Annotated in this window: 16 protein-coding genes; 6 read left to right on the forward strand and 10 right to left on the reverse strand. The window is 62.6% G+C overall.

Features of this window, described 5'->3' with window-relative positions:
* Window positions 1-31: 31 nt before the first annotated feature.
* From L2I41_RS09845 to L2I41_RS09865, 5 genes are all read right to left on the reverse strand, one after another.
* Window positions 32-730: a CpaD family pilus assembly protein gene (locus tag L2I41_RS09845; protein ID WP_237153374.1), complete on the reverse strand. Its 699-nt coding sequence runs from the start codon at window positions 728-730 to the stop codon at window positions 32-34.
* Window positions 731-756: 26 nt separating this feature from the next.
* Window positions 757-2,091, reverse strand: a complete 1,335-nt coding sequence (locus tag L2I41_RS09850; RefSeq protein WP_237153375.1) for a type II and III secretion system protein family protein — start codon at window positions 2,089-2,091, stop codon at window positions 757-759.
* Between the two features lie 135 nt (window positions 2,092-2,226).
* On the reverse strand, window positions 2,227-3,021 hold the full coding sequence (cpaB, locus tag L2I41_RS09855; protein WP_255720136.1) for a Flp pilus assembly protein CpaB: 795 nt from the start codon (window positions 3,019-3,021) through the stop codon (window positions 2,227-2,229).
* 336 nt (window positions 3,022-3,357) lie between these two features.
* Window positions 3,358-3,876, reverse strand: coding sequence for an A24 family peptidase (locus tag L2I41_RS09860; RefSeq protein WP_390634079.1), 519 nt, complete (start codon window positions 3,874-3,876; stop codon window positions 3,358-3,360).
* A gap of 220 nt (window positions 3,877-4,096) precedes the next feature.
* Entirely contained in the window at window positions 4,097-4,261 is a 165-nt protein-coding gene (locus L2I41_RS09865; RefSeq protein ID WP_237153377.1) for a Flp family type IVb pilin, read from the reverse strand.
* A gap of 419 nt (window positions 4,262-4,680) precedes the next feature.
* Between L2I41_RS09865 and L2I41_RS09870 the strand changes: the two genes are divergently transcribed.
* The 4 genes from L2I41_RS09870 to L2I41_RS09885 all read left to right on the forward strand — a co-directional run bounded on the left by L2I41_RS09870 (window position 4,681) and on the right by L2I41_RS09885 (window position 8,320).
* Window positions 4,681-5,205 (forward strand): pilus assembly protein N-terminal domain-containing protein, encoded by a 525-nt coding sequence (locus tag L2I41_RS09870; protein ID WP_237153378.1) that lies wholly within the window; start codon window positions 4,681-4,683, stop codon window positions 5,203-5,205.
* A gap of 183 nt (window positions 5,206-5,388) precedes the next feature.
* On the forward strand, window positions 5,389-5,898 hold the full coding sequence (locus L2I41_RS09875) for a TadE/TadG family type IV pilus assembly protein (RefSeq protein ID WP_237153379.1): 510 nt from the start codon (window positions 5,389-5,391) through the stop codon (window positions 5,896-5,898).
* A gap of 140 nt (window positions 5,899-6,038) precedes the next feature.
* Window positions 6,039-6,542: a TadE/TadG family type IV pilus assembly protein gene (locus L2I41_RS09880; protein ID WP_237153380.1), complete on the forward strand. Its 504-nt coding sequence runs from the start codon at window positions 6,039-6,041 to the stop codon at window positions 6,540-6,542.
* Between the two features lie 194 nt (window positions 6,543-6,736).
* A complete protein-coding gene (locus L2I41_RS09885; RefSeq protein ID WP_237153381.1) occupies window positions 6,737-8,320 on the forward strand; it encodes a hypothetical protein in 1,584 nt (527 codons plus the stop codon).
* Window positions 8,321-8,350: 30 nt separating this feature from the next.
* Here the strand turns inward: L2I41_RS09885 and L2I41_RS09890 are convergent, their stop codons facing one another.
* Both L2I41_RS09890 and L2I41_RS09895 read right to left on the reverse strand, forming a co-directional pair.
* The gene (locus tag L2I41_RS09890; RefSeq protein WP_237153382.1) at window positions 8,351-9,514 is read right to left on the reverse strand and encodes a M20 aminoacylase family protein; all 1,164 of its coding nucleotides are present in this window, start codon (window positions 9,512-9,514) and stop codon (window positions 8,351-8,353) included.
* 103 nt (window positions 9,515-9,617) lie between these two features.
* Window positions 9,618-10,565 (reverse strand): AEC family transporter, encoded by a 948-nt coding sequence (locus L2I41_RS09895; RefSeq protein ID WP_237153383.1) that lies wholly within the window; start codon window positions 10,563-10,565, stop codon window positions 9,618-9,620.
* 236 nt (window positions 10,566-10,801) lie between these two features.
* On the opposite strand from L2I41_RS09895, the gene L2I41_RS09900 reads away from it, so the two are divergent.
* Window positions 10,802-11,227: a YbhB/YbcL family Raf kinase inhibitor-like protein gene (locus L2I41_RS09900; RefSeq protein WP_237153384.1), complete on the forward strand. Its 426-nt coding sequence runs from the start codon at window positions 10,802-10,804 to the stop codon at window positions 11,225-11,227.
* A gap of 9 nt (window positions 11,228-11,236) precedes the next feature.
* On the opposite strand, the gene L2I41_RS09905 is transcribed toward L2I41_RS09900, so the two are convergent.
* Window positions 11,237-11,965 carry an MgtC/SapB family protein gene (locus L2I41_RS09905; protein ID WP_237153385.1) on the reverse strand — a complete coding sequence of 243 codons (729 nt, stop codon included), beginning with the start codon at window positions 11,963-11,965 and terminating at the stop codon, window positions 11,237-11,239.
* Between the two features lie 106 nt (window positions 11,966-12,071).
* Between L2I41_RS09905 and L2I41_RS09910 the strand changes: the two genes are divergently transcribed.
* Window positions 12,072-12,293 carry a SlyX family protein gene (locus L2I41_RS09910; protein WP_237153386.1) on the forward strand — a complete coding sequence of 74 codons (222 nt, stop codon included), beginning with the start codon at window positions 12,072-12,074 and terminating at the stop codon, window positions 12,291-12,293.
* Between the two features lie 5 nt (window positions 12,294-12,298).
* On the opposite strand, the gene L2I41_RS09915 is transcribed toward L2I41_RS09910, so the two are convergent.
* Both L2I41_RS09915 and L2I41_RS09920 read right to left on the reverse strand, forming a co-directional pair.
* Window positions 12,299-12,760: a hypothetical protein gene (locus tag L2I41_RS09915; RefSeq protein WP_237153387.1), complete on the reverse strand. Its 462-nt coding sequence runs from the start codon at window positions 12,758-12,760 to the stop codon at window positions 12,299-12,301.
* Window positions 12,761-12,976: 216 nt separating this feature from the next.
* Complete coding sequence (locus L2I41_RS09920) at window positions 12,977-13,465, reverse strand: hypothetical protein (RefSeq protein ID WP_237153388.1); 489 nt, start codon at window positions 13,463-13,465, stop codon at window positions 12,977-12,979.
* Between the last annotated feature and the right edge of the window lie 6 nt (window positions 13,466-13,471).

The following is a 13,471-nucleotide window of genomic DNA, read 5'->3' on the forward strand; positions in this document are numbered from 1 at the left end:
GGAAAGGCAAACCTTGCATGCTCGACGTGACTTAGGACCCGGACGATGCGCCGCCGGACTGATAGGACTGCATCACCTGCCAACGCCGCCACATGGGCACCGGAGTCTCGGCGCGCGGCGTGATCAGGTCATTGGGATTCTCAACCATGGCGGCGAGATTGGCCTGCGTCGAGCAGCCGAACTCGGCCCCATCGCCGCCCTTCGAATCGTCAGGGACAGCATCGCTCGTCCATTGTCCGCAGGGCGGGCTCACGGCCTTGATCTTGTTGAACGACAGGCGCAACGGCGCATTCACGCCGGGATTGCCGACGGAATAGTTGCGCGTTTCGATCATGCGTTCCGGCAGGCCGCCTTGGCGCAAGACGCGATGTACGTCGCGCGCAACATAGGAGGCAACCATCTGATTGCCTGAGCCGGCCGGCGTCAGGATCACCACCGTTCCGGTCGCATTGTGGACCGCGTCGTCGGCGAAGGACAGAACGATGTCGCGCATGAAGGGCTGCAGCGACGTCGCACCGGAGCCGACGGGAATGTCGAGATTTTGCGGCGCCTCGGCCACCGCGATCGGGTAGCGGGTCCGATAGCCGTCGGTCGGCAGCCCCTCGGTGATCACCTGCCCCTGCGAGTTGCACCCCGCAAGCGCCAGACCGGCAAGCAGCACGAGGGTGCTCCTTTGCAGAACCCGCGTCACGCGAGCCTTGCTGGCCTTGGTCGGAAGAAATTCTGCCATGACAATGCTCCGTTCGCGAGGCGCGCTCATTCGTAGCTGAAGCCCACGCGGCCGCTGTAGGCCCCGTTCGCCGCCGCGCCGTTGGCCCGGTAGATTCGATTGATCTGGTGCAGGAAGTAGCCCTGCGCGTCCGCCTGGAAGTTCAGGTTCTGGTCCGGGCGGACCATCTCCTGCGGATCGACAGGCTTGACGAGATAGGGGGTGACGAAGATCACCAGTTCGGTCTGCTGGCGCTTGTAGGATTCGCTCTTGAACAGGGCGCCAAGGATGGGAACATCCGTCAGCCCGGGAATGCCCGAACTTGCCTTGGTGATATTGTCTTTCAACAGACCGCCGAGCGCGATTGCGCCGCCCGAGGGCAGTTCCACCGTCGTCTGCGCCTGACGCTTGGTCAGGGCAAAACCGCCGTTGACCGTCAGCGTGTTGTCGACGTCGGAGATTTCCGTGTTGATGGTAAGGCTGATGCGGCCCGACGACAGCACCACCGGCGTGAACTGCAGCTGGATACCATAGTCACGGAACTCGGTCGTCGTCTGTGTTCCCGAGGTGGTGATGTAGGGAATTTCGCCACCGGCCAGGAACTTGGCCGTCTGCCCCGAGACAGCGGTCAGATTGGGTTCAGCCAGCGACCGCAGCACACCCTCGGTCTTGAGCGCATCGACCACGGCGGCAAAGTTGCTGGTACCGATGCCGAAGGCGCCATTGGCCGTTCCATTGGCGACCGTGTACAGCGTGTTGGCCTGCCCACCGATGGTGCGGTTTGCGATGTTGGCGAGGTTGTAGCTCAGCGAGTTCGATGGCGCCGAGATCGGCGCAAAGGTCACGCCGCCGACATTGGCCAGGCCCACCATGTCGACACCGAGCTTGCGCGCGGTATTGCGCTGGACTTCGGCCACGACGACACGCAGGTTGACCTGGTCGGACCCGGCGACGGTCACCGAGTTGATCACCTTTTCGGGTGAACCGACGAACTTGGCAGCGATGTTGGCCGCAATCGCCACGGATTCCGCTGACGTTGCGGTGCCGCTGAGAACCAGGGAATCTCCAAGCGACTGCGCCCGAATCTTCGAACCGGGAACCGAGTTTGCAATCGTGCTCTCGAGCGCCGCCGTATCGCGGCCAACCGACAATTCGAACTGGGCCAGCTGGCGATTGCCATTGGCGAACAGGAACACGTTGGCTTCGCCGACCGACATGCCGATCAGATAGATCTTGCGCGGGGTGCGCACCACCACGTCCGCGATGGCCGGATTGGACACCAGCACATCCTTGATGTCCTCAGGCAGATCGATGATCATCGACTTGTTGAGCCCGAGGTTGACCACCTTTCCCTGCAGATCGGCAACATCGGTCAATCCCACGGCGGCATCTGCAGCGAAAGCGGATTGTGCCGCCGCGCAGGTGCCAATCGCGAGAGTGGCTGCTAGGAAAAGGCTCTTGAGGATAAGGTTCATGACCTGATGTCCCTGGAATTGCCGAACTGCTGTCTGTGCAGCCTATTGCTGACCCGAGACGCGGGAGACCACGCCGAACTTGACCATTGATACGCCGCGAGCCTTGCGCTCCTCCGACGCTTCCGCCGCGGGAGCGTTGGCGTCGGCAATCGAGCGCAGCACAAGCGACAGATTGCCCATCTGCTGGGCCTGCAGAACCAGTTGCGTCTGGTCCGGCGTCAGCTCCAGCGTTGCCGTGTTCTGGGCGACGATGGTGGCATTCTTGTCCTCGCCGGTCTGTTCCACCTTCTGATCGATGGCCAGAACCCGGATGTTGCTGAGCAGGACCTTCACGTTCGGCCCGCTCTTGCCGTCATTGCTGACAAGCATGATGTCGACGCGGTCTTCCGGCAGCACGAAGCCGCCAGCCGTCGAGGCGACATTCACGGGCACCGCCACGGCACGCATGCCCGAAGGCAGGATCGCCGACAGGAAGCCGCGATCGGACCGCACCAGCCGCGCCTCCCGGATCGGCTCACCGGCCAGGATCGGCGCGCGGGCCAGCATGCCCTTCATTTCGGAGACGGCATCGGGGCGCTGGGAGCGCACGACATAGCCTTCGGCCACACCGCTCTTGGGCCATTCGGCCCATTTCACGTTGAGATCGGACAAGCCGCCGCCGATGCTGACATTCTGCGAAGCAACGAGAACCTCTTCGGTCTCGATGTTCGGCACCACAGGCTGGCCGGCAACAGGCTGCTCGACGGGGGGGCGGTCGCTGATTTTCATCGCCAGAAGGCCCGCCCCACCGGCAGCTCCAAGAGCGACCAGAAGAATCACCAATTGAATGGGTCGCATGTTCTTGCCCCGCGCCTCAAATCCTTTGAGCACCGTACGTCTCAGGACACTACACGCGACAAGCTCTGAATTTATGGTTAATGCGAGGTTTGAAATTGTCCCATTTTGCCCGGTGGATTCAGAATTTAGAAGGAAATGTCACAAGAAGCCGGCATTTCGGCATCCGAAATTTTATCAATTACTCGTGCAACCAAAGCGACAGAGCACATGTCAAAACCGACATGAAACTCAAAAATCTGTGTTATTTTGCAAGGATATGAAGCGCTTGAGCCCGCGGGTCGCATCGCGCGACACCGGCACGGAACACCCGAAGGGATGGAAGAGCGCAGCCCGCCCTCAGAGCACCGCTGCCAACAGCTTGAACCACTGCGTTTCAGGAAAGGCAACCATGGCGCCAGCGGCGAGCGCGATTCCATAGGGAATGTCGCCGCCGTCCTGATGCAGACGCGCGATCCATTCAACCGCGGCGAGACGCGGCGGCAGGATATACTTGCGGAAGCCAAGAATGGCCAGCGACAGGCCACCGCCAAACAGGGCCGTATAGATCAGGAACACGAACACCTGGTCCGTGCCGAACCACAAGGCTGCCACCGCCGCCAGCTTGGCGTCCCCTCCGCCCAGGAGATTGAAGGCAAACATCGTGAAAGTGGCGATCAGTACGATGAGGCCGATCACCATGTGCCAGCCGATCATCGGATAGGGCATGCCGGCCAGAAGTGCCGCCGCGAAGAATCCGCCGAACAAGATCATGGAGATCTTGTTGGAGATCGTCATCGTCATGAGATCGCTGACAGCCGCCACGGTCATCATGACAGGGAAGATCAGAATTCCAACTGTGGCGAGCGCAGCTATCACGGGGCATCCTCGATGTCTTGTGTGTCGCCTTGAGGCTCCCGCCGTTCGGGTTGACCCAAAATCACCGGCAAGCGGGTAGCCTCAAGCTATCGCTGAAACCGTTAAGCTCGAATTGACCGGAATAGCGGTTTGGCACAGGCAAAAAAAAAGACGCGTTGCCGCGTCCCATTCATCAGTCGAAGGAGTGGGGCGACCGGCGTTCCGGTCGCCCCGAGCAGTATCAGCGCAGCTGGTTCTTCACGTTGGTGAAGGTGTTGGCGATACCCGAGCCAAGGCTGGTGGCAGCCGTGATGATCGCAACGGCGATCAGCGAAGCGATCAGGCCGTATTCGATAGCGGTGGCGCCGGACTCATTCTTGACGAAACGCGAAACGAGGTTCTTCATGGTTTTCTCCTAGCTCACTTCTTTTGACAGCACAGGTTCGAAGGTCTTTTTTGTTTGCCCGACCCGTCTGAACCGAAGTCGACATTAGGGCATACCCGTTGCCACGAGGTTAAGAGGAACGCATAAACAGCGCCATTACTGCGATTATGATCCGATGGTTAAAGTAAACTGAACCAACGACCATGTAACAGTCGGTTAACTCTATTTGGGCCGCCGATCTATTGCTTTCCGTGGACTCTGCCCGAAAAGCGGCCTTCTGGCTCAGGACCCACGCCCTCGTCGCAGGCCGGTATTTCGACACAGGCAATTGGCCGCCGGCCTCGTGGCCTGCCGGAAAACAGGCAACTGCAACCGCCTTTCCCAAAAATTTACCAAGAGCGGTCATGATCAGGGTGAAGACTTCGTTACCGGAGATGGAAATGTCACCCCTCGCCTTCAGACTGCCGCTGGCCTCCGCGCTTCTGCTTGCCGCCTCCACCCTAACGGCGCAGGCGTCGGAAGAGGTTGATGTCCAGCTGGATCAGGCGAAGATCTTCCGCGTTGCCGCCCCTGCCGGGACGATCATCATCGGCAACCCAGGCATCGCCGATGCCACCATGCAGGACCCGCAGACGCTGATCATCACCGGACGCGGCTACGGCCAGACCAACATGATCGTCCTGGACGAACAGGGCGAGACCATTTCCGACACCCAGATCATGGTCACCGAGGCGGTGGACAACTATGTCACTGTCTACAAGGGGGCCCTGCGCCAATCGCTCACGTGCCATCCCATCTGCCAGGCCGCCGTCGTGCCGGGCGACGACAGCGGCCACTTTGGCGGTGCCATCAGCCAGAGCGGGGCACACTCGAGCCTGGGCGCCAGTTCGCAGACGACGTCCGCCGTGGCTACCGCTGCGCCGTCGCAGGATCAGCAGGGACAGCCGCCCAAGATCGATCACTGACCTTCGAAGCGCACAACAATCCGGCGCCCCGTCAAATTTTACCGACAGGGATAAGTCTTCCTTGGCGCCCTGTGGCGCTCAATTGTCTGCAGGACTTCGGCTGAGGATGGCCTGAGAGTGTGCAGATCAGCAGGACAGAGGACTCGGCGCCCCGAAGCGGGCCAACGCAACCGGCTTGCGGCGATGTTCGCCCGCTATCTCGCGTCGCAGGGCGGATCGACGGCCATCGAGTTTGCACTCATCTCGATCCCTTTCGTTGCCCTGCTGTTTGCCATCTTCGAGTCGGCCCTGATGTTCTTCATGGGCGACGTGCTTTCCACCGCCACAAGCGACGCGGCCCGCCTCATCCGTACGGGAGAAGCCAAGGCCAGCGGCATGTCGGCCGCGCAGTTCAAGGACACGGTCTGCGCTGGCATGTACAACCTGGTCGATTGCCAGGGCCATCTCTACGTGGATGTCCAAGCCTATACCTCGTTCAACACCTACACTCCGACAAGCCCCGTCGACAGCCATGGCAACATTGCGGCCACCCATTTCACCGCCGGTGAAGCCAACCAGATCGTGGTGGTGCGCAGCTTCTATGACTGGCCCATCTATTTTGACTTCCTCGCCGCGTCGACGAGCGGCCTGACCGATGGCCGTGTCCTGATCGGCTCCGTGGTCGCCTTCCGCACGGAGCCCTTCCCATGGTGAAGCTGGCACTGAAGCGGCTGCGAACAGGCCCCCATCGAGTTCTCGCCTGCCTGTCCCCCCCATGCGCGTCGAACCCGTTGCCCCGAGCTCTTGAGCGCGCGGTTTCCATCGTCCGCCGCTTTCGCCACTGCCAGGCAGGTGTGTCCGCCGTTGAATTTGCGCTGTTGCTGCCGCTGATGCTGATGCTCTACGCCGGCTGTGTCGAGACCACCACGGCCCTGTCGCTGGATCGCAAGGTGAGCCGTTGCGCCAGCACCATTGCCGATCTGGTTGCCGAGGAGACGACGATCAGCTCGGCCGAGATGTCCGACATCTTCGACGCGACCGCCGCCATCCTGGAACCCAACAACCCGGCGTCCGCATCGATCGACCTGCTCGTCATCCAGATCTCCGGCTCCAGCCAGACCATCGCCTGGTCGGCACAGCGCAACGGCACGACCTATGCCAACGGGGCAGCAAGCCCGGTCGAAGTACCTGCGTCCTACGCCATTGACGGCAGCGAAGTCGTGGTCGGCCGCGTGAGCTATCCCTACAGGAGCCCTTTCAATGCGCTGCTGACCCTGCTGTTCCCGGAGGGCAGTCTGCAACTGTCTCACGTCTTCTATCTGACACCCCGGCAAGGCGGAGTGATCACATGGCAGTAACCCTGTAAAAATTGCCGACTACTGCGTTCGGTAGCTTAATGTTAACGCCAATGAAACATTACCGAAGTTATATGTTGGATCAATTGGATCCCTGCGTGCCCTTGCTCCAGCTGCCTGCCAGATAGAAGCCAACAGCCTTGTCGATCTTCGCGTTCCACAAATCAATTGTCGGCAGAGCGGCTGCGATTTGTTTCGTGGTCGTCGCGGGAGCCATGTATCTGTCAGTGGTTACCCTGCGGGTCGCCGATACCGCGCGCTTCATCGACCGTCGCTATGCCGACATGCGCACAACCATCCAGGCTGCCATCGATCCCCGCTTTCAGAACAAGGCCGACGAAATCTCCCGCGTGGCCGAACGCCTGGTGGTCATCGACGCCATCAAGGGCGGCGCCTTGTTCGATGCCTCGGGCCATCTTCAGGAAACCTTCGGCGAACCGACGGAAACCAGCTTCCAGTCCATCGTCCAGACCGGACGCAGCATCTTCAAGCAGTCGAGCACGGACCGGGTGGAGTTCTACTATTCCCCCGAAACCACCGGCACGCCCTTCCACATTCTCGTTCGCGTCGCGACGGGCGAGATCACCGACCTTGAAGCCTTGCGCGATGGCCGCACCCTGATCCTGGTCGCCATTGCCGGCGGTGCCGCCGCCACGGCAATGGCGCTGATCTTCATCTTCTTCGTTGCCTGGCCCCTGCGGCGGATCGCCAGAACCATGCAGAAGACCTTGGCCGATCCTGCCAGCGCTGACCTCGGAGCCCCGCTCCACACCAGCGACACCGAGGTGGGACAGATCGCCCTCGCCGTGGAACGCCTGCGTTCGTCTCTGGCCGAGATCTGGCGGACCAAGGTCATGGTCGCCGACGCCATCCTTGAGCACTCACCTTTCCCGATCCTGCAAATGTCGGCGGACGGTTCGCCGATGTTCGCCAATCCCGCCGCCAACGAGATCTTCGCCCGGGACGTGGTGAACACCTTCGGCACAGCGCCTCTGGTGGTGCGCGACATTGAGAGTGGCGACAAGACCAACATCAAGGTCTACCTCGACGACCACCGCGACGCCGCCCACCTCGTGGAAATTCCCACCCAGAAGAAAAGCCGCTTTGCTCTTCTCGGCAGCCTGATTGTCGGCGCCGAGACACGCACCCCGACCACCGTGGCCATGGCCTCCGACGTGAGCGCCATCCACCTCGCACGCCTCAAGGCGGAAGCCGACCTCCAACAGAGCGTCAAGCAGGTCCACAACGCGGCACGGCGCGAGTTCGAACTGAAGTTGATGCTGGAAAGCTGCATCTCTCTGCTCGGCAACGGCAAGGCGCCGGAGGTGCATATCGACATCACGGCCTTCGCCCGCGAGTGGGTGCAGAGCGCACAGGACGTCGACCTCATCGGCACCGTCCAGTCCTCCGACGAAGCCCCGCAAGTGGCCGGCGCGCGCGAGGATCTGCGCGCCGTTGTCCGCCTTGCCATCCTCGCCACCTATGCCCGCCTGGGAACCACCCCGGTCGATCTCATCGTGGACATCAAGGGCATCAGCTTCGAGACCGTCGGCCTCGTGGTAACCGCCCGACCATCCGCGGCTGGCAACACCGAGCGCAGCGTGGCCGACGCCAATCTCGCCTTGGCAGCCTTGCGCGCAGCCAGCAAGCGCATCGGCGCGCAACTGGGCGAAGTCGTCAGTACCGAAGAAGCCACCACCCTGCGCATGACGCTCCGCGGTGCCGCCGAGCGCATGTCGACCGGCATGAAGGCCGGCGGTGGCGGCGCAAGAGCGTCCTGACCGCCGCTTGTCTCCTCGATTGTCTGACCGTCAGCCGGCGCCGAGCCGATCTTCCACGAGACGCACCCACCAGCTCGCGCCATGAACGATGGCATCGTCGTTGAAGTCATAGGCGGGATGGTGCAGGCCGGCTGATGGGCCATTGCCCATGAAGATGAACGCACCCGGTCGCCGTTCGAGATAGTAGGAGAAATCCTCCGCACCCATCATCGGCACGGTATCGGCGTCGACACGGCTTTCGCCCGCCACAGTGCGCGCCGCCGCTGCGGCAAAGCCCGTGGCGTCCGCATCATTGAGCGTCACCGGATAGCCGCGCACATAGGTCAGCTTGGTGCGCGCACCGAACATCTCGCCAGCCGCCTGCACCACGCCGTGCAGCCGCGCCTCCAGTTGATCGCGCACAGCCGGATCGAGCGCCCGCACCGTCCCGGTCAGGGTCGCCGACTGCGGAATGACGTTCTCCGCCGTCCCCGCATGGAAGGTGGTGATCGACACCACCGCCGAGGCGATCGGGTCCACATTGCGCCCGACGATGGACTGGACGGCGCTGACGATATGCGCGCCCACCAGGATCGGATCGATGGTCTCCTGCGGCCGGGCCGCGTGACCGCCCCGCCCGGTGATCTCGATGGCAATGCGATCGGTCGACGCCATGATGGCGCCGGAGCGAATGGCGAAATGGCCGATCGGCAAGCCGGGCATGTTGTGAAGGCCATAGATCTCATCGACCGGGAAACGCTCGAACAGGCCGTCCTCGATCATCTTGAGCGCACCGCCGCCGCCTTCTTCCGCCGGCTGGAAGACGAACACCACGGTCCCCGCGAAGTTGCGCGTTTCCGAAAGATGGCGGGCCGCCGCCAGCAGCATGGCCGTGTGCCCGTCATGACCGCAGGCATGCATGATGCCCGGGACCTGCGAGCTCCATTCAGCGCCGGTGATCTCCTCGATCGGCAAGGCATCCATGTCGGCCCTGAGGCCGATTGCCCGTCCGGGCGACTTGCCCCGCAACACGCCGACCACGCCTGTCCGGCCGATCCCCGTCACCACCTCGTCGAGGCCGAACCCTCTGAGCCGTTCGGCCACCACGGAAGCCGTGCGATGGACCTCGAACATCAGCTCCGGATTGCGGTGCAGATCGCGACGCCATTCGGCGGCTTGAGGGGCAATATCGGCAATGCGGTTCAGAACGGGCAAGGCAGCAGCTCCGGTCATTCTTGACAGTGCCAGCAATCTATAGGGCGCCTCTCGCAAATGCGAGAGGGCGTCGCACGCCCGACCCAAAAAGATGCTGCACCCTTCAGGTACCCAGAAGCCAGGCCCAGGCAGATACGGTCACCACGCCAACCGCCGTGGTCAGCGTGATGGTCGACGAGGCGAGGCCATGGCCCACACCGAAGTGATTGGCAATCAGCCAGGCATTCACGCCCGTCGGCACCGCCGACGTCAGCACCAGCGCGGCGGTCCAGTTGGGGCTGAGCCCCAGCAGATGGCTGGCCGCAAACACCGTCGCCGGCAGAAGCACTAGCTTGAAGGTCGACGTGACCAAGGCCGGACGTACACCGTCGCTGAGCCCGTATTTGTTGAGCGCCATGCCCAGCGAGATCAGCGCCGCCGGCCCGGCAATACCGGCAATCTGGTCGACCACCACCTTGATCGGCCCGGAGAGCGGCATGCCGCCCAGGTGAAACAACGCCCCCAATACCAGACCGACCACCAGCGGATTGGTCACCAGATTGTGTCCCACCGTGCGCAATACCTTACCGATCGGTTGGGCCTCCGCCCCGCCGGCAATGCGCTCGGCCCGCTCCATCAGCAAGGTTCCGGCGATCATCATCACCGGCAAATGCACCGAGAGCAGGATCGACAGCGCCACAACGCCCTGATCGCCGACGATGCGCGACACCAGCGGCAGGCCGATGAACACGTTGTTGGCGAAAGCCGAGGAGACGCCGGCCAGCACGCCGATGCGACCATCCTGACCGAACAGGCGTGTGACCGCGAAATGGCCCATCGTCCAGGTCACCGCCACTCCCGAGAAATAGGCGACCCACAGGCTCCAGGGCGATTGCCCCTGGAAGTTCGCCTCCGCGATCGTGCGGAACAGCAACACCGGCACCGCGACGCGAAAGACGAAATCACCAAGACCATCGCCGACCGAAGCCTTGAGAAGGCGCGTCCGCACGAGCGCCCAACCGATCAGGATCAGCAGAAAGATGGGCAGGACATTCAGGGCAATGGAGGACAAGACAGGGACTGCCGTCGGAGTTGAGAAACAGGATTGCCGGCAGAACCGACCGACTGGGCGCATCCCCTTGGGGCGCCTCACCCATCCGTCCTTGTGCACCGTGCCGCCCGGCTTGACAAGGCAGGAACATCCCCCTTCGCCCGGCGATCGTGGCAGGGCCCACCCGCTGCAAAATTTGCTAGTCTTGCAGCAGCCCCGAATCATCGGCTGCCCCATGTGGCCGAGGGAGACCCGTCATGTCGAAGAAACCCTTCCTTGCAGCCCCGCTTCTGGCCGCTTTCGCCCTGGCAGGCTTCAGCGCGCCCGCAGCCGCCGACGACTTCCTTCTCGACACCGCCTGGGGCCGGACGCCGCCCTGCAACACCGGCAGCCCCCATCTCATACCCAATCCCGCCTTTGCGTTGAGTGGCGTACCGCCCCGCACGCGCGTTCTGGTCTTCGAGATGCTCGATCTCAACGCACCGGGCTTCAAGCACGGCGGCGGCACGGTCCGCTACAAGGGGCAACGGCTGATTGCGCCGGGCGCCTTCAGCTATCTCGGCCCCTGCCCTCCGGCCGGTGAGACCCATCGCTACATCTGGACCGTCTATGCCAAGGACGGCCCCGGCACCTTCGCCACCGAGCTTGGCAAGGCCGAAGTGGTAAAATCCTTCCCCCGCTGAGCCCTGCCGCTAATTGCGCGAGGGCGCCAGCTTGAGCTCCATCAGCTCATCCGCCGAGGCGAAGGCCTGCACCAGCTCCGCCTGTCGTCCCGGCGCGCGCGTCTGCAGCACCATGGTGTAGCTGAAGGCATGGCCGGCACGATGGCTGTGATAGGCAAGATCGAGGACGCGATAGCCAAAGCTCTCGATGCGCGCCCGGACGGTCGCCTCGTCAGGCTGATGTCCCAGTTCGTAGACCAGGTTGAAATGGGCGTTGCATTGCTGCGGCAGCTGGTTCTCCACCAGGCGGAAGCCGCTCATGGCCAGCATGGTCAGCCCGGTCGCGGCAATCGCCGTTCCATAGAAACCAAGCCCCACCACGATGCCGATGGCCGCCGTCATCCAGATGGAGGCCGACGTGGACAGGCCGCGGATGGTGAACCCCTCCTTGATGATCACACCGGCACAGAGAAAGCCGATGCCGGTCACCAGCCCCTGCACCACGCGCGTCGGGTCGGACACCGTCGGTGCCTGCCCGAGCCCTCCGTACCAATGCGACGGATAGGCGTTGATCACGATCAGGATGGTCGAGGCGGTGCAGACCAGCGCATAGGTGCGCATGCCCGCGGCGTGGCCGTGGAAGGTTCGCTCGTAGCCGATCAGGGTACCGAGCGCGAAAGCCCCGAGAATGTGAAGAAACAGGACGGCGTTGATGAACAGCTCGTCTTGCGACCAGTAAGCGTGCACGAAATCGGCCATGATCCGGCCCCTGAGCTTGCCGCGGGAAAAATCCGTTTCCCCACGCAGGTGCCGATGATAGGACTAGCCGATTGATTTTTCGTTCAGAACGCCGAAGGGCACGCAAATGGCAGACGAGACAGACCACATCGCGCGCATCGAGAAGCTCGAGGTCCAGCTCGCCTATCAGGACCAGACGATCGAGGACCTCAACGCTGCCGTCACCGCGCAGTGGAAGGAAATCGACGTCCTCAAGCGCCTCGTCTCCGGACTGATCGACCAGATGGGCGAAATGGAGCTGGCGGCCCGTGCCAACACCGGCAAGGAACCGCCACCACCCCACTATTGAGCCGATCAGGGCCGGTTCACGCCCGTAGCCGAGAAGCCGATCGTGCAGCCCGTGGTGTCGCCGAAGTTGGTGATGTTGCCGAGGATGGCAAGCGTCGGGCTGGTCGCCGTCGGCGTTGCCGGCGTCTGCTTGGTGATCTTCATGGTCGGGCTGAAGGCATAGCCCGTCCGCCCCACATGCGTGCCCTTGACCGCCTTGAACGTGGTGCCCACCAGGCTCCCGGTCGCAAGTTCGTAATTGTCGGCAAAGGCCGGCCCGAGCAACGTGAACTCGGTCGAAGGACCATTGGTCCCGAGATTGCGCGGCGAATAGCGCATGGTGAAACAGTCGCCCACGTCCCAGCCGTCGGCCGTGCAGGCGGTGGTCTTGCTGGTCAGGCAGATGGCGCCGCGGAACTCCACCACCGCCGCATGGGCGCTAGCAACCGACAGTCCGCCGAGCGCGGCCAGAAACACTCTCTTCAACATGATGGATGCCCCCTCAATGTGGCCGCCTTGCGCGCCACATCCCCCGTGATCGCGAGTGTCATGGAAAATGACCTCGACATTCCGCTTTCGGATTCCTCATATCATTGAAGAAAATGAGAAATTCGAAACACTCCCAATGAGCCGATGCGTCAGCATCTTCGGCAGAACTGGTATGAAAGGCGCCCCGCCGCCACTCTGCCGGCGGGGCAGAAGCCGTCACTTGTCGCTGTCGCCGCCGTCGCTGTCGGAGCCTTCATGCTCTGACTCGCCCGAATGATGGCTGGAGGCATCCGCGCCGTCATGCTCATCATGATCGTCGTCGCCGCCATGGCTGTGGCTCTCTTCCGACGAATGATCGGAATCGTCACTGGTGTCGGTCACATCCTCGCCGTCGTCGTCCGAGCCGTCATTGGTGTCGACGCTGTTGTCGTCGGTCCCGTCGGTGGGATCCACGCCATTGTCGTCGGAGTTGTCGGTTGGGTCGACGCCGTTGTCATCGGTCCCGTCATTGGCATCGACGCCATTGTCGTCGGAACCGTTGTCGTTGAGGCCCTGATCGTCCTGACCCTGCTGGTCGACGGACACGTTGTCTCCACCATGCGAACGCGCCATCAGCATCTCGTAAATGCCGGCATGAGCGTCGACCGCAGGCAGGAATCCGAGCGAGGCGATGAAAGTGAATCCAAGAAAATGCTTCTTCAACATGGCTTG

Source organism: Oryzibacter oryziterrae (genome assembly GCF_021864535.1).
Classification (GTDB): Bacteria; Pseudomonadota; Alphaproteobacteria; order Rhizobiales; family Pleomorphomonadaceae; genus Pleomorphomonas; species Pleomorphomonas oryziterrae.